The 26,319-nt window shown below is 54.9% G+C and carries 25 protein-coding genes, 1 other RNA gene and 1 pseudogene; 2 read left to right on the top strand and 25 right to left on the bottom strand.

Annotated features, from left to right (window positions below):
• Window positions 1-336 precede the first annotated feature (336 nt).
• Both H5T67_11285 and H5T67_11280 read right to left on the bottom strand, forming a co-directional pair.
• A pseudogene (locus tag H5T67_11285) lies at window positions 337-1,322 on the bottom strand (ABC transporter permease).
• Entirely contained in the window at window positions 1,291-1,578 is a 288-nt protein-coding gene (locus tag H5T67_11280) for a hypothetical protein (GenBank protein MBC7245892.1), read from the bottom strand. Before H5T67_11280 ends, H5T67_11285 begins: the two are co-directional and overlap by 32 nt.
• Window positions 1,579-1,679: 101 nt before the next feature.
• Between H5T67_11280 and H5T67_11275 the strand changes: the two genes are divergently transcribed.
• Together H5T67_11275 and H5T67_11270 are read left to right on the top strand one after the other, a co-directional pair.
• Window positions 1,680-1,931 (top strand): hypothetical protein, encoded by a 252-nt coding sequence (locus H5T67_11275; protein ID MBC7245891.1) that lies wholly within the window; start codon window positions 1,680-1,682, stop codon window positions 1,929-1,931.
• 93 nt (window positions 1,932-2,024) lie between these two features.
• Window positions 2,025-2,954, top strand: coding sequence for a thioredoxin domain-containing protein (locus H5T67_11270; GenBank protein MBC7245890.1), 930 nt, complete (start codon window positions 2,025-2,027; stop codon window positions 2,952-2,954).
• Window positions 2,955-3,059: 105 nt separating this feature from the next.
• Here H5T67_11270 and H5T67_11265 read toward each other — a convergent pair whose 3' ends face one another.
• From H5T67_11265 to rnpB, 23 genes are all read right to left on the bottom strand, one after another.
• Window positions 3,060-3,761, bottom strand: coding sequence for a response regulator transcription factor (locus tag H5T67_11265; GenBank protein MBC7245889.1), 702 nt, complete (start codon window positions 3,759-3,761; stop codon window positions 3,060-3,062).
• Window positions 3,762-3,885: 124 nt separating this feature from the next.
• Window positions 3,886-4,113, bottom strand: a complete 228-nt coding sequence (locus H5T67_11260; protein MBC7245888.1) for an MEDS domain-containing protein — start codon at window positions 4,111-4,113, stop codon at window positions 3,886-3,888.
• Between the two features lie 82 nt (window positions 4,114-4,195).
• Entirely contained in the window at window positions 4,196-4,927 is a 732-nt protein-coding gene (locus H5T67_11255) for an anaerobic ribonucleoside-triphosphate reductase activating protein (protein MBC7245887.1), read from the bottom strand.
• Window positions 4,928-5,039: 112 nt separating this feature from the next.
• The gene (locus tag H5T67_11250; protein ID MBC7245886.1) at window positions 5,040-5,219 is read right to left on the bottom strand and encodes a hypothetical protein; all 180 of its coding nucleotides are present in this window, start codon (window positions 5,217-5,219) and stop codon (window positions 5,040-5,042) included.
• Window positions 5,220-5,266: 47 nt separating this feature from the next.
• A complete protein-coding gene (locus H5T67_11245) occupies window positions 5,267-7,333 on the bottom strand; it encodes a ribonucleoside triphosphate reductase (protein ID MBC7245885.1) in 2,067 nt (688 codons plus the stop codon).
• Between the two features lie 48 nt (window positions 7,334-7,381).
• Window positions 7,382-7,891 carry a transcriptional repressor NrdR gene (gene nrdR / locus H5T67_11240; GenBank protein MBC7245884.1) on the bottom strand — a complete coding sequence of 170 codons (510 nt, stop codon included), beginning with the start codon at window positions 7,889-7,891 and terminating at the stop codon, window positions 7,382-7,384.
• A 451-nt stretch (window positions 7,892-8,342) separates the two neighbouring features.
• Window positions 8,343-9,410 carry a cell division protein FtsZ gene (ftsZ, locus tag H5T67_11235; protein ID MBC7245883.1) on the bottom strand — a complete coding sequence of 356 codons (1,068 nt, stop codon included), beginning with the start codon at window positions 9,408-9,410 and terminating at the stop codon, window positions 8,343-8,345.
• Between the two features lie 15 nt (window positions 9,411-9,425).
• On the bottom strand, window positions 9,426-10,658 hold the full coding sequence (ftsA, locus tag H5T67_11230; protein ID MBC7245882.1) for a cell division protein FtsA: 1,233 nt from the start codon (window positions 10,656-10,658) through the stop codon (window positions 9,426-9,428).
• 79 nt (window positions 10,659-10,737) lie between these two features.
• Window positions 10,738-11,499, bottom strand: coding sequence for an FtsQ-type POTRA domain-containing protein (locus tag H5T67_11225; GenBank protein ID MBC7245881.1), 762 nt, complete (start codon window positions 11,497-11,499; stop codon window positions 10,738-10,740).
• A gap of 37 nt (window positions 11,500-11,536) precedes the next feature.
• Window positions 11,537-12,655 (bottom strand): D-alanine--D-alanine ligase, encoded by a 1,119-nt coding sequence (locus H5T67_11220; GenBank protein ID MBC7245880.1) that lies wholly within the window; start codon window positions 12,653-12,655, stop codon window positions 11,537-11,539.
• Between the two features lie 47 nt (window positions 12,656-12,702).
• On the bottom strand, window positions 12,703-13,629 hold the full coding sequence (gene murB, locus H5T67_11215; GenBank protein MBC7245879.1) for a UDP-N-acetylmuramate dehydrogenase: 927 nt from the start codon (window positions 13,627-13,629) through the stop codon (window positions 12,703-12,705).
• Complete coding sequence (locus H5T67_11210; protein ID MBC7245878.1) at window positions 13,629-15,032, bottom strand: UDP-N-acetylmuramate--L-alanine ligase; 1,404 nt, start codon at window positions 15,030-15,032, stop codon at window positions 13,629-13,631. Before H5T67_11210 ends, murB begins: the two co-directional genes overlap by 1 nt.
• A 10-nt stretch (window positions 15,033-15,042) precedes the next feature.
• The gene (locus tag H5T67_11205; GenBank protein ID MBC7245877.1) at window positions 15,043-15,711 is read right to left on the bottom strand and encodes a hypothetical protein; all 669 of its coding nucleotides are present in this window, start codon (window positions 15,709-15,711) and stop codon (window positions 15,043-15,045) included.
• On the bottom strand, window positions 15,711-16,829 hold the full coding sequence (murG, locus tag H5T67_11200; GenBank protein ID MBC7245876.1) for an undecaprenyldiphospho-muramoylpentapeptide beta-N-acetylglucosaminyltransferase: 1,119 nt from the start codon (window positions 16,827-16,829) through the stop codon (window positions 15,711-15,713). Before murG ends, H5T67_11205 begins: the two co-directional genes overlap by 1 nt.
• A complete protein-coding gene (ftsW, locus tag H5T67_11195) occupies window positions 16,741-17,928 on the bottom strand; it encodes a putative lipid II flippase FtsW (GenBank protein MBC7245875.1) in 1,188 nt (395 codons plus the stop codon). Before ftsW ends, murG begins: the two co-directional genes overlap by 89 nt.
• A gap of 7 nt (window positions 17,929-17,935) precedes the next feature.
• Window positions 17,936-19,414: a UDP-N-acetylmuramoyl-L-alanine--D-glutamate ligase gene (gene murD, locus H5T67_11190; GenBank protein ID MBC7245874.1), complete on the bottom strand. Its 1,479-nt coding sequence runs from the start codon at window positions 19,412-19,414 to the stop codon at window positions 17,936-17,938.
• A gap of 43 nt (window positions 19,415-19,457) precedes the next feature.
• Window positions 19,458-20,417, bottom strand: coding sequence for a phospho-N-acetylmuramoyl-pentapeptide-transferase (locus tag H5T67_11185; GenBank protein ID MBC7245873.1), 960 nt, complete (start codon window positions 20,415-20,417; stop codon window positions 19,458-19,460).
• Entirely contained in the window at window positions 20,417-21,781 is a 1,365-nt protein-coding gene (locus H5T67_11180) for a UDP-N-acetylmuramoyl-tripeptide--D-alanyl-D-alanine ligase (protein MBC7245872.1), read from the bottom strand. The genes H5T67_11185 and H5T67_11180 overlap by 1 nt, the downstream gene beginning before the upstream one ends.
• Window positions 21,782-21,863: 82 nt before the next feature.
• Complete coding sequence (locus H5T67_11175; GenBank protein MBC7245871.1) at window positions 21,864-23,558, bottom strand: penicillin-binding protein 2; 1,695 nt, start codon at window positions 23,556-23,558, stop codon at window positions 21,864-21,866.
• A gap of 19 nt (window positions 23,559-23,577) precedes the next feature.
• A complete protein-coding gene (locus H5T67_11170; GenBank protein ID MBC7245870.1) occupies window positions 23,578-24,000 on the bottom strand; it encodes a hypothetical protein in 423 nt (140 codons plus the stop codon).
• Between the two features lie 132 nt (window positions 24,001-24,132).
• On the bottom strand, window positions 24,133-25,050 hold the full coding sequence (gene rsmH / locus H5T67_11165) for a 16S rRNA (cytosine(1402)-N(4))-methyltransferase RsmH (protein ID MBC7245869.1): 918 nt from the start codon (window positions 25,048-25,050) through the stop codon (window positions 24,133-24,135).
• Entirely contained in the window at window positions 25,047-25,484 is a 438-nt protein-coding gene (gene mraZ, locus H5T67_11160) for a division/cell wall cluster transcriptional repressor MraZ (protein ID MBC7245868.1), read from the bottom strand. The genes rsmH and mraZ overlap by 4 nt, the downstream gene beginning before the upstream one ends.
• A 218-nt stretch (window positions 25,485-25,702) precedes the next feature.
• Window positions 25,703-26,137, bottom strand: an RNA gene (gene rnpB / locus H5T67_11155) — RNase P RNA component class A.
• Window positions 26,138-26,319: the final 182 nt, after the last annotated feature.

Genomic DNA, 26,319 nt, shown 5'->3' with positions numbered 1-26,319 from the left:
CAATCATCATTCCCTGGCTAAGGGTGGCCAATGCATCTGTGCGCTGCAAAGAGTATTCAGAAGCAGACAACAACGGTTGCTCTCACCTCGCTCCAATGCCTGGAGTGAAAACTGCCCTGTCCATTGGGCAACTCGTTTCCGCAGAGAGTCAGGCAACTCATAGTGTACGAAAACAATCGGCATTGTTAGTGAATGGAACATGAAAGAAGTGGGGAAATTGTATAAAAAGATGAAGCGGGGACTGAACCTAGAACTAAGCTAGGCGAGCTCCCACCCCCTGGCATGTAGCGTGGGAGCTCGTTCCGAGGTTTTCTAGCGGGTGACGAATTAATCTACTTAGGCTCGTATCTCCTGCCTCTGAAAGAGCACGTAGCCTAAGGCAAAGAGCAGAATAGGGGCTGCGATCAATCCCGTCAATTGCGGCCAGATAAGCAGCAAGCTCTGATGGAGGGGCAACGTCGAGCCCAAGATAGCACCTTGGAGTTGGATGGGCAGGATCAGACCGACGGAACGCACCGAGGGATGCATCAGGGCGAGCATGATCTCGGTGTAGAGTGTGTTGGGTGACAATCGGCTGAGTGCCAACTCCAACTGTGCTTGGGCCAAGAATTCACTGGCAAAACCGTACTGCACCGGCTGCAAAGTCTGCGCCAGCAAGCTCGCAATGATGCTCCAGAAAATCATGAAGAAGAGCCACACTGCAATGGAAGCCAACGCTGCCGTCGCCGGTTGACGAAAGACGATGGAGAACACCAATGCCAATGCTAGCCAGATGCCGCCGAAGAAAATGGAGGCCAGCAAGAACCAGAGACTGCGCGCCACTTCTTCTCCGCTGGGCGGTACTCCTAACCCTACGATGCCCAGGCCGATGATCAACAGCCAGATCGCAGTGAGAATCAAGGCTAGAGTGAAGAGCCCAGCCAGGAACTTGCCCAGCAGCAATGCATCCCGGTAGATGGTTGAGCCAGAACGCGCGACATCGTCCGCCGGTTGAATTCGCTGTTGACTGCATCGAACGCTAAGGCAATAGCGACAAGTGGCACCAGAAACCCGAGAAAACCAACAAAAGCGGGAAGTGGTTCGTACTCAGTCGTGAACAGCCTGAGCAGCAGGAACGGATCCTCGCCTACAGTGGTGCGCAGATTCATCGTGGCGGCATACACCGTGCCTGCCGCAGTCACCAGCATCAGTATTTCCAGAATGCGCATGCGCGCACTGGTCAGGTGGTCAGCCATTTCTTTGGCAACGACTGCCCACAGTCCTGTCCAGGGCGATCCCTCGCGGATTGCTTCAGTTCTTTGCTCCTTCAGCCGCAGCGACATGTTCTACCTCCTCGAAGTAGCGGGCATAGATGTCATCCAGGCTTGGCGCTTCTACGTCCAAGGATAACAGCCGTCCGCCAGCGGTCACGACAGCATTGGCCGCTTCGGCACGCACATCGTTCCTAGCAGCCACCTGGTAGCGGCTATGATTGTCTTGCCTAACTTCGACCACATCAGAGAGGCGTCGTAGGGCTTCCAGCAATGCAGCGGGCGGGCCATCGGTCTGCAAATGGACACGGTAGGCGCTGCCAAGCACCTGCTGTGCTAGAGATGTACTTATTTGACAGGGTAGGCGAATAGGTATACATTTCGAGGCTAGAAACTAGCAATGCGGTTTCTCAACTACTGGGAGGTACTATGGAATACAAATTCCTGAAGTGCTTGGGGTTGCTCCTAGCGGCATTGCTTATAGCTGGCTGTAGCGCACCTGCCGCACCTGGTTCCACAGCCACCTCCCCCACAGCAACTCCTAGGCCAACAGCAACTCTTGTCACGCCTTCGCCTACGCCGAGCGGCGAGGTTCCCATGGGATTCACGGCAGACGGTGCACCTTACCGGGGCAATCCCAATGCACCGGTGACGTTGCTCGAGTACGGAGAATTCCTTTGACCATATTGTGCCCGTCATGCCATCCAGACGGGTCCGCTTCTGTATGAAGCATACATTGCCACTGGCAAGGTCAAGCAAGTCTTCCGCAATTACTTGGTCCATCCCAAAGCACAAAAGGCTTCTGAAGCAGCACTATGCGCTGCCCGGCAAAGCGTTGCTGCTTTTTGGGCTATGCACGATCTGCTCTTTTCACGGATGCAGGAATGGAACGAATTGCCAGATGCGACCACCCGCTTTGTGGAGTATGCTACCGAGCTAGGTCTCGATGCAGAGGCTTTTGCAGCGTGTCTGGAGTCGGGGGAGACGGCAGCTCAAGTCCAGACGGAAACGGAGCAGGGTCTAGCCATGGGAGTCACAGGAATCCCTGCCTTTTTCATCAACGACTGGTTTCTGTCTGGTGCCAAATCCTTTGCGACATTCCAACAGGTGATCGAAGCAGCGCTGCGCAACGAGCATCCAGTGCCAACTCCTGTGCCCTTTGCTGCCAATCCAGAGCACCCAGGCTATACCTACAGCGGCGATATTACCCTGGGTGCACCCGAGGCGCCCCTGTTGTTGCTCGAGTTCGTTGATTTTGCAAGCGAGACGAATTACCGCTATTTTTTGGAAACCTGGCCCAAACTGAAGAAATACGTGGACGCAGGCAAGGTACGGGTGGTGGTCAAGCATTTTCCGGAGACGGATCAAGCGTACAGAGCAGCCGAGGTAGCGGAATGCGCTGGGGAGCAGGGAGCTTTCTGGGCCATGCACGATCTGCTTTTCCAGCGGCAGCAGGAATGGAACCACGCCGAGGATTTCCTACCGTTGTTGAAAGGGTATGCGACTGAATTGGGGCTGAATGCGGATGCTTTCTCCGCTTGTCTAGACGAAGGACAGATGCGGGCTAAGGTGGAACAGGATGTCATGATTGCACAATGGAACCAATTGCCGCCTGCACCGCAGTTTGTGCTCATACGGGGGAGTCAGAGTTACCTCGTGCTCCTAGAAGAATTGTTGGAAGCAATGGATTCTTTGACACAATAGTCAAAACCCCAAGGCTTCTTGAGGCCTTGGGGTTTTTGGTTTCTTCCGCTGCCATGTGAGGAGGCCGAACGGGTCTCCTTGCGGGCTTCTCCATGCGACAAGGTGCTAGTTCAGAATATAGCCGTGTCGTCCCACAGTGCGGATGTAGCGGGGTTGAGCGCTATTCGGCTCGATTTTATCCCGGATATTCTTAATATGTGCGCGCACAAGATCGCTAGAGCCAATGCCTGGGGGATAACCCCACACCTCGCGCAAGAGCCTCTCCGACGAGAATACCTGTCCAGGACGGCTCATCATATAGTACAGCAATTCGAACTCCACGGGCGTGAGCAACACGGTCTTCTCCGGAGTACTGAGGCGAAACGAATGACAATCCAGGCGCAAATTGCCTACCACTAACTCGCGAGGCTGAGACTTAGGCCAGGTTGGCGATGCCCGCCGCAACAGCGCGCGCACGCGCATGAGCAGTTCGCGGACATCGAACGGCTTGGTGAGATAATCGTCAGCGCCAGCATAAAAGGCTACTGCCTTATCTGTGATGTCCTGTTTGCCGGTTAAAAAGAGAATAGGCAGATCCGAGAGGCCTGGGGTAGCACGCAGCGATTTGCACAACTCAATACCATCTATCCCTGGCATTAAGATATCTAGAATCACCAAATCAGGTCTTTCCCGTTCCGCGCATTGCAGGGCTTCCACGCCGTTATAGGCCACGGAAACTTGATAGCCTTCGGATAACAAGGCGCGTTTGCACAGATTCGCCACTTCGACGTGGTCATCTACAACCAGTATCCGCTTGCTATTCTGCATCACGAACCTCCTCTCCTGTGTGATCCTGGCTGATTGACCGCACACGGGCAAGATATTGCCACAATTGTAGCCAAAGACGCTTTCTTCCTCAAATCCCTTTACGAAACGGCTCAAAACACGCTCACTAAGGAAGACGTGAAATATAACGAATAGTAGCGCCGCCCCGTGCGCATTCCTGCTTAACTGACAGCACTCTCTCACTACGTGCCAATCCCTGGCGTAGGAAAAACGCGATCATGGCACGGTATTCTTCCTCAGATTCGTAGACGAAGCAAATATGCTTGGCCTGGTGCGAGTTCTGGCAGCGCTGCCGAGTTCCAAGGATATATTCTCCCTGATGGAGTGCTTTTATCTACATCTGCTAGGATGTTGATCTGTTTAGTATGCACAGCCCAGTGCGTCCGTAGGACTGTAGCACAGCCAGGCAATTTGGCCTACATGAGGAGAGCGTCGCCGTGCTCACCCATCGGCTGCCCACGGATGCCCACTTCTGGCACTGCACGCGCCGCTATTTCGGCCATGCGCTGCATCAAGTCCTGAGAAGGAGGACCGACAGGGGCGTTCTCGCCCCAACCAACCGTCGGCCCGGGGCGGAAATACTGCAAGTAATACCTCTTGGCGCCTGCGATAAGTTGCACAATGGCTTGCACATCTGACAAATCCACCAGACCAGGGACTACTGTCGTGCGGAATTCGTGCTCGATGTCCGAACGGAGGAGGAGTTGGATGGATTGCAACAGACGCATTGCATCCACCACCACACCCGCAGCCTGCTCATATTTTGCTAGGCTACTTTTGATATCCATCGCCACATAGTCCACCAAACTCCGTTGTAGGCATTCGCTCAACACATCCGGCCGGTAACCGTTGGTATCCAGCTTGATAGCCAGTCCCAATCGGCGGACTTGGGACAGGAAGGCAGGCAAATCTGGCTGCAGAGTGGGTTCACCGCCAGTGATGACGACGCCGTCAACAAATCCGCGCCGTGCCTCCAGTTCTTGCAGCACCTGGGCTGGCTCGAGGTCGGGCAACTGGGCGGGACGCAACACCAAATCTACGTTGTAGCAATAAGGACAACGGAAGTTGCAGGCACCGACATACAGGACGGTGGAGATGTGCTCAGGGTATTCGATTAGGGAAGTGGGTAAAACTGCTTTTATGTCCACACAACTTACGGCATGATCGTGAGTAACGAGTGGAGAGCGATGAGTGTTTCACAGTGGCTAAAAAGCACTCATCACCCAAACAACACGGGAAACGAAGTTCCTTTAGCAGCCCTCAATGATTTTCCAGCGCAGTTATCTCTGGCAATACATACGTTTTGCGCTCAGCGAATTCCTGCTGCTTGCCTTTATTCCAGTTCTGTACGGGACGCAAATAGCCCACGATGCGCGAATAGACTTCACATGGCACCCGCTTCTTTGGCTCGGGTGTCTTCTCCTCTCTATCGTTTGCCATATCTTCTATTAGCCTCCATCAATGTCATTGCTAGAGCGAAGTAGACATCAAGCGCACACCACGCCCCAGCGCTCCAACTCGGCAGCGGTGTGTTCATACGGACAATAGCGATGGGCACCGGGCAGATACCCATGCACGGGACAAATGCTGAATGTGGGCGTCAGCGTAAAGTAAGGCATATGGTAACGCTCCGCTATGCGCCGCACAAGCAGCCGCGCCTGGCGCCAGTCATCTATCTGCTCACCAAGAAAAGCATGGAAAACCGTTCCGCCGGTATACAAAGTCTGCAGTTCATCCTGATGCTCCAGCGCTTCGAACAAGTCATCGGTAAACCCAACCGGCAGATGTGTGGAATTGGTATAGTAGGGTGTCTCGGTTGTCCCAGCAGTAATGATATCCGGATATTGCTTGCGGTCTGCTTTGGCCAGACGGTAACTGGCGCTCTCTGCCGGCGTGGCTTCCAAATTGTACAGATGCCCCGTTTCACTCTGAAAGTCCTGGAGCTTTTGGCGCATGAACCGCAGCACGCGGATGGCCAGATCCCGCCCTTCCGGATGCCCTATCCCCACGCCCAAAAAATTGAGGCAACACTCGTTCATGCCCACGATGCCAATAGTGGAGAAATGATTGGCCCAATAGGAACCAAAGTGCTCGTACACCGGTTGCAAATAGTACCTGCTGTACGGATAGAGACCCTGTTCGGTGTGCCGCACCAGCACTTTCCGCTTGATTTCCAGCGAAGTGCGGGCGACCTCCATGACATGGGCGAGACGATAGAACAGATCATCCTCGCTTGTGGCACGGTAGCCAATGCGCGGCAAGTTGATGGTCACCACACCGATGCTGCCAGTGAGCGGATTGGCACCGAAAAGTCCCCCGCCCCGCTTGCGTAACTCCCGGTTGTCAAGTCGCAGGCGACAACACATGGAGCGCGCATCTTCCGGCTTCAGGTCGCTGTTGATAAAGTTGGCGAAGTAAGGAATGCCATACTTGGCCGTCACGCGCCATAGTGGTTCGAGCACTGGATTATCCCAGTCGAAATCCTTCGCGATATTGTAGGTCGGGATGGGAAAAGTGAATACGCGTCCTCGGGCATCACCTTCCAACAGTACCTCGGCAAAGGCACGGTTGATGAGGCCCATCTCGTGCTGGAAATCGCCATAGTTTTCGGAGCCAAGCCTACCCCCCACAATAACAGGCGCGTCTGCCAAGGTACTGGGCGGAGTGAGGTCCAGGGTAACGTTGGTGAAGGGAGTCTGAAAACCTACCCGTGTAGGCACATTGATATTGAAGACAAATTCTTGCATGGCCTGCTTCACAGCAGGGTACGAGAGGTCATCATAGCGCACAAAGGGCGCCAGGAGTGTATCGAAATTGGAGATGGCCTGCGCCCCTGCAGATTCACCTTGTACAGTGTAGAAAAAGTTGATCAATTGCCCCAGAGCAGTACGCAGATGCTTGGGCGGTTTGCTTTCCAGTTTTGCTGGTACTCCACCAAACCCTCTGAGCAATAGATCCTGCATGTCCCAACCACAGCAATAGGTTGCCAACATGCCCAGGTCGTGGATGTGAAAGTCTCCCTCCAGATGGTACTGGCGCACCTCCAAAGGATAGATCTTGTCCAACCAGTACTTAGCCGCGATGCTCGATGCTATGTAAAAGTTCAATCCCTGCAGCGAATAATTCATATTGGCGTTCTCGTTGACCCGCCAATCGACCCGATCAATGTAATCGTCCACCAGTTTCATGCCATCCAGCAAAAGCCGGGAAGTGTCGCGTACCTGGGAGCGTTGCTGGCGGTACAGGATATAGGCCTTGGCGACCTTGACCTCACCGGCCAGGATCAACACTTCTTCCACGATGTCCTGTATCTGCTCTACATGAGGGCAAGCATCGGAGCCAAAGCGCTGCACTAGGAGCTCGACAACCTGCTGCGAGAGTGCTTGAACACGCTCCTTGGGCTCACCCAAGCCAACAGCTTTGAATGCGCGCAGTATCGCAGCATCGATGCGTTTCTGGTCGAAGACGACAATACGCCCATCTCTTTTTTGCACAAAGGCAATGCCAGTAGTGGCTTGTTGGTCCTCTTGTACTGCTGAGTCAGCTATATCCATCATCGCTTCTCCGTATCCCCAATTCTTCTCCACCTCTGGGAATATCTGTCATTGTTGTGGCGTTCGCCTGGTGCGTTTGCTCTCTTTCGCTGCATCAGGCTCACCGCGCTGCTTCCATTTCTTGAACTCCTTGATCTCTTCCACCAGCCCATCAACATCCTTGAAGCGTCGGTAGACGGAGGCAAAGCGCACGTAGGCAACGTCATCGAGATCGCGCAAACGCTCCATGACCATCTCGCCAATGACCTTGCTCTCCACCTCAGCTTTGCCCAAGGCAAAGAGTTCGCTCTCGATATGGCTCACGAGTTTCTCAATCTGCTCCTCGGAGATAGGACGCTTAGCACAGGCTTTGTAGATGCCATGGTACAGTTTCTCACGATCGAATGGCTCACGGCGTCCATCGCGCTTGACGACAAAAAGGCTAACCGGAGAGAGACGCTCATAGGTAGTGAACCGTTGTCTGCACCGCGTGCACTCACGGCGTCTGCGGATCGTATTCCCCACCTCGCGGGTGTCAATGACGCGAGAATCACCTTCCTGACAATAGGGACAGCGCATTGTATTTCTCCTTCCAAGCATGATCGGTCTGCGGTGCGATCACCTAGCGCGCATATGGATACGCCTGCTGGCACTGGACGAGCACTATAGCCTTATCACACCGTACAGGAAATGAAAGAGAAAAACGGAGTGACTACTAGATGTAGTAGAGAAACTGCGATGTAGGGCTATATCTAGTAGCAAGCATGTAGTTTAGCATAGAATCAGCAGAATGGCAAGTGGAAAAGACTTAAAAATGGGGATTTTTTAAGATTTGTTCTGTCAATGAGTAACGAGTAGCTCGCTGCACAGCTCTTCCTGCTCCTTGCAGAACTTGCGAGCTGCTCCCCATGCAGCGTGAAATACGCCGCACGCAACACGTGGTACAAAACAGTAAGCCTACCTACCAGTTAAGCAGCGAGTAAGGGTAGCGACCCAGAAACGATCCCCTACTCGCTGCCTAACCTCTGATCTATCGCCGCCTCAAGAAGGCTGGAATGTCCAAGTCTTCGCTCTCGAAAGAACGCACTGGGAAGTCAATGGTCTTTCTGGAGTGGACTGCATATGGCTTGGCTTGGACACGCGCTTCGGCATTGAACCCAGTGGCAATAACGGTCAGTTGAATCTCGTCATCCATGCTCGGATCAATCACTGCGCCAAAGCGGATATTGGCCTCGCGGTCAGCGCGCTCCCGGATTACGGCAGCAGCCTCGTCCACTTCAAAGAGCGTGAGACTGGGGCCGCCACAGACATTGAACAATACGCCCTTTGCGCCATCAATAGTCACGTCCAGCAATGGACTGGAAATGGCTTGCTTTGCCGCCTCCACTGCGCGGTTATCCCCGCTAGCCCGGCCAATACCCATCAGTGCGGATCCGCCCTCTGCCATCACCGAACGCACATCGGCGAAATCCACATTGATCAGGCCAGGCACGGTGATGATTTCGGAGATGCCCTGTACCCCTTGCCGCAAGACGTCATCGGCCACGCGAAAAGCGGTTTCTATCGAGGCTTTCTTGTCCACAATCTGCAGCAGTCGATCGTTGGGCACGACGATTAGAGTGTGCACTTTTTCCTTGAGTTTGGCAATGCCTTCATCAGCCGCTTTGGCGCGTTGGACGCCCTCGAACGTAAACGGCCGGGTAACTACGCCAATGGTCAGCGCACCCAGCTCCCTGGCGATTTCCGCAATCACCGGACTGGCTCCTGTGCCCGTTCCACCACCCATGCCGGCGGTGATAAACACCATGTCGGAGCCCTTCAGGACTTCGTAGAGTTCATCGCGGGACTCTTCAGCCGCTTTGGCACCGATGGTGGGATTGCCACCAGAGCCGAGGCCGCGCGTCAATTTCTCGCCGATGCGCACACGCATTGGCGCCCGCGAGAGCATCAACGCCTGGGCATCTGTATTCACGGCAATGAAATCCACACCCTGCACGCCTGCTTCCAACATGCGGTTGACTGCATTGCATCCACCACCGCCAACGCCAGCGACCCTAATTTGAGCAAAATTCTCCAACTCTTCCCTTTTACCTACCATTTGTTTCTCTCCTTTTCAATGGGGTAAGAATGCCCTCAAAATATCTACAAATCGCTTGTATAAATCCGACCAACGACTTTCACGCTTTCTCAACCTCCTTTCGGACGGCTCGTGATGTAATCCCCACAGCAGCAATCCCACCGCTGTCGCATAAGCCGGACTACTGACCGTATCCGCTAGGCCACCGATGTCGCGTACGCGGCCAATTCTCACCGGCAGTTCCAACATTTCACGTCCCAGTTCCTTGAATCCCGGTAGTTCTGCCGTTCCCCCTGTAAGCACCACGCCGGCCGGCAGAAGACCCTCATAACCAGAGCGTTTGATTTCTTGCTGGATCATGGCGAACAATTCCTCCGCACGTGCCTCCAGTATCTTGACCAACTCCTGGCGCGGGACGACTTGCGCTTCACCCTCTCCAAAAACCTCCACCTGGATGACCTCTTCCGGGTCGATTGCCTCTGGCAGGACATGCCCATGCTGGATTTTCAACGCTTCGGCCGTGTTGAAGGACGTGCGCAGCCCGATGGCAATGTCGTTCGTGAAATTATTCCCTCCCACAGGCAAGACGACGCTATGCCAGATGCCACCATCCACAAAGATGGCGACATCCGTCGTTCCTCCACCAGCATCCACCAACACAACGCCGGTTTCGCGTTCTTCAGGTGTGAGCACTGCCTCACTGGAGGCCAAGGGTTGTAGAACCAGTTCATTGACCTGAATGCCATTGCTCTCTACGCATTGCACTAGGTTGCGTATGGCAGTCACTGCACCTGTGACAATGTGCGCTTCAACTTCCAGACGAAAGCCAGCCATGCCTACTGGATCCCGTACTCCTTCCTGCCCATCTAGGGTGAAACTGCGTGGGATCACGTGCACGATTTCCCGATTATGGGGCACGGCAATGGCCTGGGCAGCTTCCAATGCGCGTGCCACATCGTCCTCGGTAATGTAGCGCTCGCCACGCCCAACCGCTACCACACCCCGGCTGTTGACCGAAGAGATATGTTTGCCTGCTAGCCCAAGGTAGGCAGACTCGATGGTATAGCCAGAAACGCGTTCTGCCTTTTCGATAGAGGCGGCAATAGACTTGGATGCTTCTTCTACGTTCACCACGACGCCCTTGTTCAGCCCGTGAGAGGGAGCAACCCCTACACCCAGGATGCAGAGACGATCCTGCTCATCCAGTTCGCCAACCAACGTGCAGACCTTGGTCGTGCCTACATCAATTCCAACAATGGTTCTTTCCAATGCATACCTCCCATAGGCGTGCAGAGCGACCCGCGATAAGTGATTCGAGCAAGCATATAATCCAATGGCTCATCGCTGGTCACTCATAGTAAGGACTAGACACAAAGCGCAGGTCAATTAACCTGACCGCACGCCCCTCTTTCGCTAACTTATCCAGCATAGCATACATTGTCGCTACTTTCTCCGATAAGCGCTGGTCATCGCCAAAGTACACACGCCAGCCACGTGCATCCGTCAAAATAATTCCTATCGCTTGAGCATATTCAAAGGTTTTGACACCAGGAAGCAGTTCACGCAGACGGCTCGCTGTACTCAAAGGTACGCGCTCCACGTGATCTCCCGGCTTAAGTGGCCGGTTATCCAAATCACGGATTGTGATCAGGCTTCCATCCCTGCCATCATACATTTTCAGCACCAACCCCTCGTCATCCACCAGAAAAGCAGCGCCTGCCGTGTGCCAAATAAAGTGCACATCCTGCTCACGGATGGAGATATGCACGCGGTTGGGCAATTGGCACTTGACATGTACTCCGACCACTCCAGGAATCGCCTTGCGGATGTTTTTGACCACATCAGCAGGGCACACATAGAAGATGCTCATGCCCTCCAATAGGCTGGCCTGGTAGATTTCATCAGTGCTGACTAATGTATTCCCCTCTATCTCTGCCTCAAAGACGTAAAAGCGCAAATCAACCCAGAACCAGATCAACAAAGCCACCATCGCCAGGAATATCATCATGGCCAGCACATGGCTGCCACTGATGCTGGCAGTTCCCACGCGCAGCCTGGGCATCGCAATGATGAGGCCATACTGGCGATGAGCTGGCCTGCGGCGACGCACTGCACCCTGTTTTCTTCGTCTTGAGCTTTGCCTGTTCCTAATGGTCATCTGTCTTATACGATGTCGAAATGCGCCTTCTATCCCTGTGACGTTCAAAAGCAAGTTGTATCAGCCGGTCGAGCAATTCGGGATACAGGATACCGCTGGCCTCCCACATCTTGGGGTACATGCTGACCGCGGTAAAGCCTGGTATGGTATTCAGTTCGTTGATGTAGAGCTGACCTGAACGACGGTCGAGAAAGAAATCGGCGCGTGCCATGCCCGCACAGTCCAGTGCAATAAACGCCCGTATGGCCAGTTCCTGAACCTCAGCCGCCTTTGGCGGAGGCAAATCGGCTGGGACAATTAATTGCGTTGCCTCATCCAGGTACTTGGCTTCGTAATCGTAGAATTCGCGCCTGGGTATGACCTCGCCTGGCAGCGAAGCGATGGGATGGTCATTGCCCAGCACACTGCACTCGATTTCGCGCGCATCGATCGCTCTCTCTACCAGCATTTTGCGGTCGTAGCGCGCGGCAATATCCAGGGCAGCGGGCAGTTCAGTTGGTTCGTGGACCTTTGATACGCCCACGCTCGAGCCCAAGTTCGCTGGCTTGACGAAACACGGATAGCCAATGCCTTGCTCAATCCGCCGCAAAACCTCAGCACGATGCCCTTCCCACTCCCAACGCATGACCAGCACATAATCCGCAATCGGTAGTCCTTCCGCTCGGAAAATCGCTTTCATCGCCGCTTTATCCATGCCCAGTGCTGAGCCAAGGACGCCTGCCCCCACATAGGGGATATCTGCCATCTCTAGCAAGCCCTGCAGCGTTCCATCCTCGCCGTAGGGACCATGCAGCACGGGGAAAATCACATCCACGTAAGGGATACCCTCCGCTCCAATTCCTGGCACCAACTCGCGTTGGGTGGGGTGAGCACTCTGTCCTCTGTTTGCGGCGTTCCTTTGGACGCTCTCAGTTTCTCGTAGCATAGCCTGTAACGTCTGCCATGGGTCTCCACTAGTCACCCACCGGCCTTGGCGGGTAATGCCCAATGGCACTACCTCATATCGCTTCTTGTCAAGAGCATCCATGACGGACCTAGCAGACATCAACGAGACCTCGTGCTCGCCAGAACGTCCTCCAAAGACCACTCCTACTCTGATCTTGCGCATGATTTTATCCCTTGAGGCACTTCAGAAAGCCTCTCCCATGCAAAGAGTTACCACTCTCCTACCAGTTGTATCTCCAGTTCGAGTTGAATTTTGAACTTGGCATAGACCGTCTCTCGAATCAACTCAATTAATTGCTGCACATCACGTGCTGTTGCTGTGCCCAGGTTGATGATGAAATTGGCATGCTGGGGAGAGACCACCGCGCCGCCGATTTGCTTGCCCTTCAGACCCGCGTTCTCGATTAAGAAACCCGCTGGATATTTCTCCGTGCGCTTGAAGACGCTGCCTGCGCTGAGGCCAGTAGGCTGGCTTTCAGCACGGCGTTGGCTGTATTCTGCAGCGCGTTGCTGAATCCACGCGGCGTCTTCTCGGCGCAAGGCGAAGGTAGCCGACAAGATCACCGGTGAAGGGTCACCAGCATGCTCACTCCGCTTAAAGCGGCTGGTTCGGTAACCGAGATCAAGCTCATCTGCTCGCCACCAGCGTTCTCCATCCTTCGGTGAGAAGACGGTGACACCGCGCAGGCTATCGCTCACGTAGCCGCCATAAGCCCCTGCATTGCCCACTACTGCACCGCCCACCGTGCCGGGTACGTCCACTGCCCACTCTAGCCCGGCCAATCCCTGAGCGATGGTCTGCCGGGCAACGGCGCGGATTGCGGCTCCTGACTCTGCGATGACCAATCCCGTTTGTTCTTCCCCTCCAGGCAGAATCTGCACGTCTTGGCACTGGTTGTGGATCACCAGGCCACGAATGCCTTTGTCGGACACCAGCAAATTCGCGCCACTGCCCAGGATGAAATAGGGCACACCCTGCTCCCACGCCAAGCGAACATAGCGTCGCAATTCCGACAACGTATGCGCTACGACAAACAGGTCGGCCGGGCCGCCAATGCCAAAGGTCGTGTGCCTAGACAACGGCTCATTTGCTATTGCTTTATCCCCCAGAGCAGTGCTCAATTCAGCAAGTCCCACTATCTTGTTGTACCCTCATCTCCACTCAGAGCACGCAGGATGGTCTCACCAACCAAGTAGCCATCCCCTGCGCCCAAGGTAAGCAGGACATCACCAGGTTGCAGCGCTTTGTGCAAATAGGCGCTGGCCTCCTGCAAAGTAGGCACATAGTGCACGTCGGGATGGTGCATGAGCAGCACCAATTCCCGCGCGCTCGTGCCTAGGTTATTGGTTTCACGAGCAGCGTAAATATCGGAGATCAGGACATGATCTGCATCGCCAAAACTAGTGGCGAATTCATCCAACAATGCTTTGGTGCGGCTGTAGGTATGGGGCTGGAAAAACACCCACAAGCGTCTATTGCCATAGCGCCTTCGAGCTGCTGCCAATGTGGCCCGGATTTCAGTCGGATGGTGTGCATAATCATCAATCACCACGATGCCCTTGGCCTCGCCCTTGATCTCAAAGCGCCGACGTACGCCCCGAAACTGGGTCAACAGTGGCAGTACCTCTTCCGTGTTTAGGCCCAAACGATCCATGACTGCCAGCACAGCAAGGGCATTGGAGACGTTGTGCAGGCCTGGCAAACGCAAGCAGCATCGCCCTGCGACCTGACCACCATGCCACACGTCAAAGTCACTGCCTCCGAATTCATTGCTGCGTATGTCCTGAGCCTGCCAGGCACCATCTTTCAACCCATACGTAATCAAATCTATCGCTTGTTCCTGCCCCACTTGCTGGATTAGCTGCAACACCCTAGGCTGATCCGCACAACCGATTAACGTGCCTCCATCTGGCAGCAAATTCACGAAGCGCCGAAAGGCTTGCATCATGTCCTCGATATCCGCAAAACAATCAGGATGATCCATCTCGATGACCGTGACCACGGCCAAACGTGGGCGCAGACCTAGGAACATGTAATCGTACTCATCCGCCTCGATGATGAAATGCGGTCCTTGGCCATGGCGGGCATTGGTCCCCAGGTCTTCCAAGATACCACCAACGATAAATGTAGGATCAAACCCCATCTTGGTCAGCACGAAAGAAATAAAGGCGGTCGTCGTCGTTTTGCCATGAGTGCCTGCCACAGCGATGCCAAACTTGTTGGCCATCATCTCACCGAGAAGATCTGCACGTTTGACTACCGGTATGCCCGCCTCCCTGGCGGCCACAACCTCTGGGTTGTCCTCTGCCACCGCTGAGGAGACAACCACTAGGTCAGCACCTGCGACGTTCTGAGGGTGATGACCACGATGGATTTCCATGCCCAAATTCGCGAGCTCAGCCGTGAGCGCTGTCTGCTGCTTATCAGAACCCGAAATCTGATAGCCATCTTCGTGCAAGACACGAGCAATGGCGCTGAGGCCAATGCCTCCAATACCTACGAAATGCACGCGTCTCACCCGTTCTTTGCTCAGCAGCACAGTTGTTCCCTCATTTCTTTTCCTTCTTCTTTAGAGACAGACCTGTCACCGTGCTTATGAACAATAACGCAGCGATCACTCCCAATAGGATGAGCAAAATCTGCCAGCGATCCCCTGCCAGCAGTCCACCCGTGGGCAAATCCTGCAAAGCCACCGAGACTTGCTCTGGCGATGTTTCCGCCATCGCTATTACGCCTTGCGCCCGATATTTCTCCTGAATGTATTTCACGACGTACTCTTTGAACAAGTTGATGACCAGATAACCATTCAACAAACCCAATACACCGCCTAGGATACGACTGAGCATCGTCACGTCTTTACCGTTGTGCGTGCCATAGGACAACAGGACAAACCCCACCAGAACCACGATGAGAAAGGCATACGGATTGCGGCCGTCAAAGGGCACACTGATCTTTTCATAAACAGACATCAGTGTTGGCAGGTCCACGCTGCCATGACTGGCAAAGAAAGCCAGGATCAAGCGCACCAATTTGGAGGCATAGTTGATAATCGGTGCTGCTAGTCCGGGTTGCAACAGCAAGACAAGCAACGCTACCAGACCGACCGTTGTAATCACTTCGCGATAAAAACCACGCATGGCTCCGACGACCATGAACAGTCCCATCAACAAGAGTAGCAAGTGGTCAAATGGTATCACTACCGTGAACGGAGTACCCATTAAAACCCTCCCGCCAGCAGTACAAGCTGCTGCGCAATAGCCCGCGCTGCGCCCGGTCTAGCCAGCTTTCTGGCATTATCCGACATAGCCCGCAACCTTTCCTCATCAACCAACAGGTTTTCTAGCAGAGGCCACAATGCCCCTTCCGCCAAACTGTGATCGGGGACCTTCAGCGCAGCGCCATGGTCAACCATGAAATCAGCATTGGCTTCCTGATGCCGTCCGGCATACGGATAAGGTACCAGAATGCTTGGCAATCCAACCGCTGCGAATTCGCCCATTGTCGCCGCACCCGCACGTGCGACGGCTAAGTCTGCGGCCAACAACGCATCGGTCATTCCCTCATGCAGGTATGCGTGTAGATGATAATGCTGGCGCAGGTCTACCGGTAACGCATCCCATCGCTCTCGCAGCCAAGCCGCATCCGTCTCCCCAGCCACATGGATAACCTGTGCCATGCTCAGCATCCGTTCCAATACCCCTGCAACTGCCTGATTGATGCTATGCGCACCCCGACTGCCGCCCAGCACCAATACCACCCGTCCTTCAGGAACCAGACCCAGGCGCTTTCGCGCTTCTGCTCGATTCCCCGCGTACAATGCTTGGCGCACGGGATAGCCCGTGACCACTGCTTTGTCCGACGCAAAATAAGACAGCGAAGCATCGAAAGATACTGCCACCCGTCTCGCCAGATGGGCGAGAAAGCGAATGGCCAGACCTGGCAATATATCCGGCAAATAGATCAACACCGGACATCTTTGCAGCCAGGCAGCCATCACCACTGGTACAGAAGCATAGCCCCCTGTCGCCAGCGCGACATCTGGCTGGAAAGCACGTAGGATGCGCCAAGCTTGGACTATGCCCTTTAGCAATGCCCAACTGTTGACTAGCGTCCGCCAGGGCGACAGACCACGCAGAGCCCCGGCTTGCACCGCACGGAACTCCACTCCCGCTCTGGTGACAATCTTGGACTCCAGTCCCCCTGCCGTCCCGACGTAGAGCACAGCTTCTAGCTCCGGGAGATCCCCACTAATGCTGGCGCTTTTCCATTCTTCCACGACGGCGAGAGCGGGATAGATATGGCCGCCGGTTCCGCCGCCCGAAAGCAAACACCGCACTGGTTCTGCGCTCCTTTTCCACACCTACCCGTGAGATACTGAGCAAAATTCCCATCGCGCTCATACACATCGTGAGCGATGATCCACCATAACTCAAAAAAGGCAAAGTAATGCCTGTGAAAGGCAACGTATTGGTATTGCTTGCGATGTGGATAATCGCCTGGAACAAAATCCAACAAGTGATGCCAAAAGCAAGCAAGGTGCTGAACGTATCAGGCGCCCGAAAAGAAATGACTAGTCCGCGATAGGCAATAAACAAGAACAGGCCAATGACGATGAGAGCACCCAGCAAACCCAGTTCCTCGCCAATTACCGAGAAAATAGTATCCGTGTGCGAAAGGGGTAAAATGTACTTTTCCATGCCGGAACCCAGGCCGCGTCCTGCTATGCCTCCCGAGCTCAGAGTTGACAAGCTCCTCCAAATCTGATATCCATCGCCTTGCGGGTCGGCAGCTGGATTCAGGAATGTCTGTATCCGTCTATAAGCATATTCCGAATTCTTGATAATGAGATAAAAAGCTGCCCCACCAGCAACCAGGCTAATGAGTAATTGCACAACCTCAGCGCCAGCGATGAAAAACATGGCGACGGCAATGGCTACGACGAGAATGGCTGCGCCCAGATCTGGCTGCCGCAGGATCAACCCGGCCACAATTCCCAACAGCACAGAGAAGGGAATCAAGCCGTACGTGATGTCGCGAATCTTATCCCCCTTCGAAGCCAGCCAAGCCGCGATGTAAATGATGAAGGCCAGCTTGGCGAATTCGCTGGGCTGAATGGAACCTGCGTGAAACCAGCTCGCAGCGCCCACACCCTCCTGATTGTCTCCTAGGAACAGCACTGCGATAAGGGCCAGAACTGCAAGACCCATGAGAGGCAAAGCCAAACGGCGCCAGATGCGATAGTCCAGTCGCGCTGTGAATAGGAGCAAAACCGATCCCAGCACTGCCCACGTTGCCTGCTTACTCAGGATAGCAACCTGGTCTTCCCAGGTGAAGGTCGCACTGTAGATCATCATCAATCCCAGGATAACCAGCACTAAAACCACAAACAGTAGCGGATAGTCTATCCTCATCGTTGCTCTTTGTTTGGTACCCATAGTTTCCTCACGCTCCACCCTGATTTGTGCAGCACGGATGGCACAAAGCATGAACCAGGCGCTTGAAGGTTTCTCCTCGTTCCGCATAATCACGGAAGGCATCAAAGCTCGTTCCGCCAGGTGAGAAGAGCACTACCTGGCCGGGTTTTGCCAATTCGGCGGCTAATTGCACAGCATGGGCCAGGCTCTCAGCGTGATGCACCGGCGGTACCTGGCCGCCCAATTTATATAACTCCCTCTCGATCAATGCCGCAGCCTCGCCAAAGACAATGACATGTACCACTTTCTGCCGGACAAGGTCGGCCCAATCTGTCCATGGTAGATGCTTATCGCGCCCGCCAGCGAGCAGCACGATCGGCTCAGCGAAAGAATTGAGCGCTGCTATTGCCCTCTCCGGTGATGTGGCAATCGAATCGTTGTAGTACCATACGCCGCGCCACTTGCACACCAGTTCCAGGCGGTGCTCCACTCCCGCAAAAGTCCTTGCCACCTCAGCCATTGCCTGCACGGGCACACTGAGCAGGTTGGCAATGGCGCAGGCAGCCAGCATGTTGGCCACGTTATGCCGCCCGCGCAAGCGTATCTCGCCAACGGAGCACACTGCAGTCTCGCGGCCCTCACTGCGCAGCACCAGGCTGTCCCCCTTCAGGTAAGCCCCAAGCGGGACTTGCCTGCTCAGGCTGAAGAAGGCGATGCGACCCAGGCAATGGGTAGCAAAGCTCTGCGCCACTGCGTCATCGAGATTGAGCAAGGCATGATCCCGTGGCCGTTGATAGCGCACGATTTTCTGCTTAGCCGCAATATAGTCCTCCATGGTTGGATGCCGGTCTAGATGGTTCGGTGTGATATTCAGCACCGCTGCAATGGGTGGGCTCCAGCCACCAGGTGGGAAAAGCGGGCTGACCAAATCGCCGTGCGGCTGCGCACCGAACAATGGGTCGAAAAAGTCCAACTGGAAGCTGGATAGTTCCATCACCACTATATCGCTTGGGCGTATCAGAGGCAAGCGGTTGATGAGCGGATTGCCGATATTGCCGCCCAGGTGCACAGTGTGCCCACCTTTCTCCAACATCTTGGCAACCAGAGTGGAAGTCGTTGTCTTGCCACTCGACCCGGTGATCCCAACAATGAGTGCCGGGCATAGGCGACAGAACAAGCGCGACTCGCTGCTCAGCGTCAGGCCACGCCGCCTGGCCTCCACCACAATCGGTGCATCCAATGGCACTCCTGGACTGACGAAGAGCACAGCGCAATCCAAAATCTCCTGCGGATGGCCGCCCAGGAAGTAGCGCACGGGCATGCCATTCAGTTGCGCCAGAACCGGCTGCAACTGCGAGGCATCTTTCAGATCGCTGACGGTGACATGAGCGCCCTGCTCGACCAGAAAGCGCGTCAGAGCGGTGCCCTCACGGCCAAGTCCAAGCACCGTAACCCGCTTGCCCTTCAGATTCCATTCGTCGCGCACATCAGATTGTCCTGTGCTCACGCTATACCTCATCCCGAAGCATGAATCCTGGCTGGGTTTTGACTTACCACAACGCCAGGGCAATGCCCACCATCGCCGCCAGAATCGCAATCAGCCAGAAACGCTGTGTAATCTGCACCTCCGACCAGCCTAGCAACTCGAAATGGTGATGCAAGGGAGCCATCCTGAACAACCTCTTGCCATGGGTCAATTTGAAATACCCCACTTGCAATAGGTCGGACATTGCTTCTGCCACAAAGACGACCCCGACCACCGCCAACAAAAGCCATTGCTCGGTCATCAAGGCCACCGTGGCTAGCGTTGCCCCGATGGCCATCGAACCAACATCGCCCATGAACAGTTCCGCTGGGTAAGCGTTGTACCACAGAAAAGCCAGGATGGCACCGACCATTGTGAAGCAGAAGGTAGCTAGATAGATCTGGTTCTGCAAATAAGCAATAACCCCATAGGCGATGTAGGCAATGGCACTCGTACCACCTGCTAAGCCATCCAGGCCATCGGTTAGGTTGACGGCATTTGCAGTGCCAACGATCAAGAAAGTGGCAATCGGCAGATACCACCAGCCAATGTCGAACTCCTTGGGAAAGGTGGGCACGGCCATGCCACCCAAATCCAGGACAAAACGCAGTCCTAATGCCGCTAGCAAGCCAATCACAACTTGCCACGGAAACTTGAGCCGGGCCAACATCCCCACCCCTAAGCGGTCGTGGATGCCGCGCCAATCGTCATATAGACCCAGCAGGCCATAGGCAATCATCACTCCCAAAGGCATCAAAATCGAATATCGCCCGATCAGGTTGGTCAGCACGGTGACCAAGAGCACAGGGACGAGTATCATCAACCCGCCCATGGTTGGCGTCCCCATCTTGACCTGATGCCTGGCTGGCCCGTCTATGCGGATGGTCTTGCCAATTCGGTAGCGGCGCAGCAGACGTATGAGCGGCCCGCCGCTGAGCACGGCCAACAGAAAAGACACACTGCCCCACAAAAGTGCCTGGGCCATCACTCACCTCTCGCTAGTCTGGACACGATATTCTCCATCGCAATCCCCCGCGACCCCTTGACCAGGACAAAATCGCCTTCAACCAGAATCTGCTGCAGAACCTGCACCGCCTCATCGTTGTCCGCAACAGCATGCACAGCAGAAGAGGGCATGCCTGTAGTGATTGCTTCCTCTGCAATCAGATGCCCCAGTCGGCCAACTGTAACCAACACAGAGGCTACCTCTGCTGCTCGTCGCCCAACTAGGCGGTGTCCTTCTGTCTCATAACTGCCCAACTCCAGCATCCCTCCAAGAACTGCGACCTTACGCCCATCCATCTCAGCCAGGAGGTTGAGCGCAGCCAAAGTGGAAGCGGGGCTGGCATTGTAGGTATCGTCCAAAATAGTAGTGCCGCGCACGCCTGGGACTACGATCAGCCGCACTTGCGCCGATTTGTCCTGTAAGCCAGTGAGGATCTCCTCCCAGATCAACCCTTGACTCAGGCCCACAGCAGTCGCAGCCAAAGCACTGTGCACGCTGTGTTGCCCCAACAGAGGCAAGTGCGCAGACACAGACTGCCCTCGAAAGTGAAAGCGCAGCCATAGCCCTTCCAAGCCGCGCGTTTGAATTTCATCTGCCCAGAGATCATTGTGCGGCTCCAGGCCATAGTAGAGCACGCTTTTCGCCGAAGTCAAGGAGGCCATGGCACGCACGCGTGCATCGTCTCCATTCAGCACCGCCAGTCCCTCTGGCGGCAAAGCCTGCACCAACTCGGCCTTTGCCTGGGCGATGCGTTCGATCGTGCCCAGGCGCTCCAGGTGCGTAGGGCCAACATTAGTCACCACGCCCACTTCTGGCAAAGCGATCCGTGATAGGAGCGCGATCTCACCTAGGTCATACATCGCCATCTCCTGTACCAGCCACTCCACATCTTGATGCAGGCGCAGCACAGACAGCGGTAGTCCCACCTCATTGTTGTAATTCTCTGGGCTTTTCAAAGTACAGAAACGCTGCCGTAGCACCGCAGCGATCAGTTCTTTCGTCGTGGTCTTCCCTACGCTGCCGGTGATGCCGACCACTCGGCATTTTGCGTGTTTCCTGCGCCAGTAAGCAGCCAGAGTTTGCAGGCCGGCCAAGGTATTGGGTACCACAAAGCACACTGGCAATTGGACTGGCACCTCAGCATCGAGCGGCTTCCTGACATCTACCAGAGTGCCAGCATCATCTACTGCGCGATGCACGAGCGCTGCCCGTGCTCCACGACGGAAAGCATCGCCGACAAACAAGTGCCCATCGGTATGCTCGCCTGGCAAGGCTACGAACAAGCTGCCTTCCACGACAGCACGCGAATCAATGACCACATCGGTAAACGGCAGACGAGCCATCTCTTCCCAGGGCCAAGGGCCCTGGCCCAATGCACTCCATACATCAGCAAGCGTCAATGCCATGTCCAAAACCCTACTAACCCTACTGCCTGCTCAGCCGCACATGATCGGGCGGTACAGCGAGCAAAACCAGAAGCCGTTGAGCTATCTCCTGGAAGGCTGGCGCTGCGGCCCTGATGCCCCAATGCTCCTTCTGGGGGCGATATATGACAACGAGTATCGCCAGCCTTGGATCATCTGCCGGCACATAGCCGGCAAAAGAAGCGATAGTCTGCTCCGGGTCATAATCCCCAGTGGGCCTAGCCACCTGTGAGGTACCGCTTTTCCCGGCCACCTTGTAACCCGGAATGGCAGCTAAGGTCAACACATTGTCCACAGCGTATACGAGCATCTGCGTTACCTGCGCGGCTGCCTCAGCCGAGACGACGCGCCCTATCGTTTGCGGCGGGACTTCCGTCACCCGGTCGCCATCTACGATGCGCGACACTATGCGCGGCCGCATCATGACCCCTTGGTTAGCCACTGCTGCCACTGCGCAGAGCATCTGTAGTGGGGTTGCAGCAAGACCCTGCCCAAAAGAATTGGTTCCCAAATCTGACTCATGCCATTCCCTGTCACCCGGTAGCCGCACCCATCCTGAAAGTTCATAGGCCAGGTCAACACCAGTCAGTTGGCCGAAACCGAAGCGGCGCACATAGTCATAGAACGTGCGCGCTCCCAGTTTTGTGCTGACGTGCGCTGCACCCACGTTCAAGGAATAGGCCAGCAAGTCCGTCATGGTCGTCTGGCCATAGGTTACGCCATTCGCGTTACGGATCACGCGGCCCCCTACGACAATCTGTCCTTGGTCATAGTATGTGCTCGACGGGGTAATCATCCCAGCATCCAAGGCGGAAACAATGGTAACGATTTTGAACACAGAGCCCGGCTCGTAAAGCTCGCTGATAGCACTGTTCACATAGACATTCTGGTCGGTCACAGCACGGGTATTCGGATCATAGGTAGGATACACAGCCATGGCCAAGATGGCACCCGTCTTGGGGTCCATCACAATGGCCACGCCCTTTTGGGCTTTGTTCGTATCCACAGCCTTGGCCAGAACTTCCTCCACGATCTGTTGCATGTTCCGATCGAGAGTCAAATATAAATCTGCGCCATCGCGCGCAGGGTTAACTTTGTACATCAGGCTGCCTATTGCATCGCGCTCTATCTCGCGCAAACCTGCCTCACCGGTTAGGAAGCGATCGTAATACGCTTCTACGCCATAGCAAGCCTGCTTATCATCTGTGACAAAGCCCAGCACCGAGGCAGCCAGCTCCTCATGGGGATAGACGCGGCCTAGCCTTGGGATAACCATCAAGCCATCCATGCCCAAAGCCTCAATGCTTTTCACCACCTCTTCTCTGAATACGCGCTTCAGGTGTACATGGGCGCTTTTCTCTCGCAGCAAGCCCTGCAACTTTTCTGCTTGTTCTTGCAGCAATGGCGCCAACTTGTCCGCGACGCGGCGTGTGTCCGTAATCTGATCCGTGATCGCCATAATGTCATAAACTGTAGCATCTACAGCTAATAGATAGCCGTGACAGTCATAAATGTTCCCGCGTTGTGCCGGTAGGTCAATGCGTTGCACTACATCGTCCGGACGAACCCAAGGTGGACGCCGGAACTGCAGGTAGGCCAGCCTTCCTATGGCAGCCGCCACCACGATCAACAACAGCGCAGCCAGGGCAAATGCCCTGCGATAGAACTGGGTTTCTGCTGGGGTATCCGTGTGCATCTATTCCTCCGCCATTGCTTTACTGCTCATTGGGTTGCTCAGTTGGTATGACACTTTCATCAATCCAAGCCCGGAACTGACGTAGGATGTTGGCCCACCAACCTGGCGCGGGTGGGGCATCTGCCACTGATGATTGCTGACTGTTGCTCGCAGCATCGGGTGATGACACAACCGGCTCATTCAGTACCACTTCCACATATTCCACGTGCTGTGGCTCGGCAAAACCCATTGCTCTAGCTTCCTGTTGGATTCGCGCCGGATCTTCCTTTAACACAATCTCCAAGCGTAGCTTGTTGTTCTCTTTCTTCAGAGCTTGAATCGTCGCCTCCAACGACCCCGTTGCATCCATCTCATTCGCCACATAACTAGCCAGGGCTAGATACAGGAAAGCCAATAGGCTGATGAGGCACAACAAAGCCAACGCATAAAACCAGTGCGTCACGTCACGTGATTGCTCCAAACTTGCCCTGCCCGAAGGAGCGTTCGGCACAGATCTGCTTATGCCATTATGAGATGCAGCCCATTCCAGCACATGCCCACTATGTGAACCAACCCTGCGCTTATCCATTCCTTATTACCCCATTGTCTTACCGCTACCGGCGGAAGGAAGCCTTTCCGCTGCGCGCAGCCGAGCACTGCGGCTACGCGGATTCCTCTCCTGCTCTGCTAGAGAAGGGCGAATGGGATGAGGCGTCAGGATACGCAATATCGGACCGTGACCGCTGCGATCTCCTCTGGACTGCTCACGGAGATAATGCTTCACGATGCGATCCTCAAGGGAATGAAAAGCAATCACTACCAGCCGCCCTCCGGGGGATAATACTTCCACCGCCTGCTCCAAACCCTGGGCAAGCACTTCCAATTCGTTGTTGACCGCGATGCGCAACGCTTGGAACGTCCTAGTAGCAGGATGGATACGCCCTCTGCGTCTGACCACCCGTGTGACCAGTTGCGCCAGTTCGGTCGTTGTGCGCAACGGGCGCGCCTGGACAATGGCACGTGCGATACGTCTGGACATCCTCTCCTCGCCATAGCGGTAGAGGATGTCTGCCAACTCATCTTCCGGCAGCATGTTGATCAAGTCGGCTGCCGTCGTATCTGCCGACATATCAAAGCGCATATCAAGAGGTCCTTCTAACTGAAAAGAAAAACCCCGCTCCGGTGCAGCTAATTGCATTGTTGAAAGTCCCAAATCCAGCAACACCCCGTCCACGGGGCAAAAACCATGCTCATGGGCGATCGCGCTGAGTTGGGCAAAACTGCCGTACACCAACGTAACGCGTGCACCATAGCCTGCGAGCACTTGGCGGGCACTTTGTAGGGCTTGCACATCCAAGTCAATGCCCAACAAACGGCCATCGGGGCCAGAGAGCTCCAAGATGCCCCTGGCATGCCCTCCGGCACCTACAGTACCATCAATGTACGCGCCTCCTGGATGCGGAGCAAGAAGGGACATCGCCTCCGCATAGAGCACTGGCTCGTGGCCATTCATAGGATTCTCTGTTGGCTCAGCGTGGTAGCGAAGGCGCGCACGTCCTTCTCCAGCCTGGCATTGTCCTTGGCATAGGCCTCAGGGTTCCAGACTTCCAGATGGTCGCGCACTCCAGCGACGATCACCGTGTCGCGCAATTGAGCATATTCACGGAGGTAAGTGGGGATTAAGATGCGGCCTTGCTTATCGGGCAGGCAATCAATGGCTTCAGTGAAGAAAAAACGAACGAAAGAACGGGATTCGTCCTGAGTAATGGTAGGGAATTGTTCCAATTTCTCCGATAACTGCTCCCATCTGGCGATAGGAAAGATAAACAGGCAGCCATCAATACCGCGTGTGATCACCACTCCGGCGGAGAGAGTAGTACGATACCGGCTTGGGATGGTCAATCGGCCTTTGTCATCAATCGTGTGTTCGAACCGGCCTAAGAACATTTGTTCTAAATCCCCCCACCTGGGCTCCGTTTTGGGGCTATTTTGCAGGGTCAATTCCCCACAAAGCCCCATTTCTTACCATATTCTACCACATTTTTCCATTTTTGTAAAGTGGGTAGAGGGGGATTGCAGGCTAAATTTTAAGGTTCGACCACACAATTCGGGCCACTGGGAGAGGTCTAGATGGCCTCTTGCCTTTTGGCCTGGAACTGACGTGATACCCGACCAGGTCTATAAGCCGAGTTCTGTATCCTGGCAAAATCGCGCAGGACGGCAATCATCTCTCTGGGACGACAGTTACCTGCCGTCTCTAGCGGTCTACCTGAGGGTCACGGGACGAGCAGCCCCGGCATGGCATAGGCCATGGCGCCCTCCGTTTGACCTTGCTCCCGATGGGGTTTGCCTAGCCGGACCAGTCACCTGGCCCGCTGGTGGTCTCTTACACCACCGTTGCACTCTGACCCCGCAGCGTAATCAGTACGCCACAGGGCGACCTGCTTTCTGTTGCACTATTCCGTCGGGTCACCCCGCCTGGGTGTTACCCAGCATCGTGCTCTATGGAGCTCGGACTTTCCTCGAGCCAGCCGTCTCGGCATACCTGCAATGCAGGAATCTACCGACAAGCGCTGGCCCGCGATTGCCCGACCTGGTCGGATACCGCTTACATTATAACATATTTATTGGTTTTGAGCAACTTGGCAGATCCTAATGGGTGTATTTCAATTTGGGGGCAAATTTGGGGCATAATGTAGGGAAGAATCGAAGCTCAAGAGAAAGGAATCTAAGATGAAACGCACCCGTGCAGAGATCAAAGCGCAGCTATTGGCAGAGGCTG

This window comes from Chloroflexota bacterium (genome assembly GCA_014360905.1).
In the GTDB taxonomy this organism is placed as follows: domain Bacteria; phylum Chloroflexota; class Anaerolineae; order UBA2200; family UBA2200; genus JACIWX01.
Note: the sequence above shows the minus strand (reverse complement) of the source record. Positions and strands in the feature narration are given on the sequence as shown.

What these genes read in the sequence shown, in the direction of transcription:
- H5T67_11275 (MBC7245891.1), top strand. Translation starts at nt 1,680, where the DNA reads ATGGAATACAAATTCCTGAAGTGCTTGGGGTTGCTCCTAGCGGCATTG.
- H5T67_11265 (MBC7245889.1), bottom strand. Translation starts at nt 3,761, where the DNA reads ATGCAGAATAGCAAGCGGATACTGGTTGTAGATGACCACGTCGAAGTG.
- H5T67_11250 (MBC7245886.1), bottom strand. Translation starts at nt 5,219, where the DNA reads ATGGCAAACGATAGAGAGGAGAAGACACCCGAGCCAAAGAAGCGGGTG.
- H5T67_11245 (MBC7245885.1), bottom strand. Translation starts at nt 7,333, where the DNA reads ATGGATATAGCTGACTCAGCAGTACAAGAGGACCAACAAGCCACTACT.
- nrdR (MBC7245884.1), bottom strand. Translation starts at nt 7,891, where the DNA reads ATGCGCTGTCCCTATTGTCAGGAAGGTGATTCTCGCGTCATTGACACC.
- ftsZ (MBC7245883.1), bottom strand. Translation starts at nt 9,410, where the DNA reads ATGGTAGGTAAAAGGGAAGAGTTGGAGAATTTTGCTCAAATTAGGGTC.
- H5T67_11220 (MBC7245880.1), bottom strand. Translation starts at nt 12,655, where the DNA reads ATGCGCAAGATCAGAGTAGGAGTGGTCTTTGGAGGACGTTCTGGCGAG.
- H5T67_11205 (MBC7245877.1), bottom strand. Translation starts at nt 15,711, where the DNA reads ATGGGTACTCCGTTCACGGTAGTGATACCATTTGACCACTTGCTACTC.
- ftsW (MBC7245875.1), bottom strand. Translation starts at nt 17,928, where the DNA reads ATGGGTACCAAACAAAGAGCAACGATGAGGATAGACTATCCGCTACTG.
- H5T67_11185 (MBC7245873.1), bottom strand. Translation starts at nt 20,417, where the DNA reads ATGGCCCAGGCACTTTTGTGGGGCAGTGTGTCTTTTCTGTTGGCCGTG.
- H5T67_11180 (MBC7245872.1), bottom strand. Translation starts at nt 21,781, where the DNA reads ATGGCTCGTCTGCCGTTTACCGATGTGGTCATTGATTCGCGTGCTGTC.
- H5T67_11175 (MBC7245871.1), bottom strand. Translation starts at nt 23,558, where the DNA reads ATGCACACGGATACCCCAGCAGAAACCCAGTTCTATCGCAGGGCATTT.
- rsmH (MBC7245869.1), bottom strand. Translation starts at nt 25,050, where the DNA reads ATGAATGGCCACGAGCCAGTGCTCTATGCGGAGGCGATGTCCCTTCTT.
- mraZ (MBC7245868.1), bottom strand. Translation starts at nt 25,484, where the DNA reads ATGTTCTTAGGCCGGTTCGAACACACGATTGATGACAAAGGCCGATTG.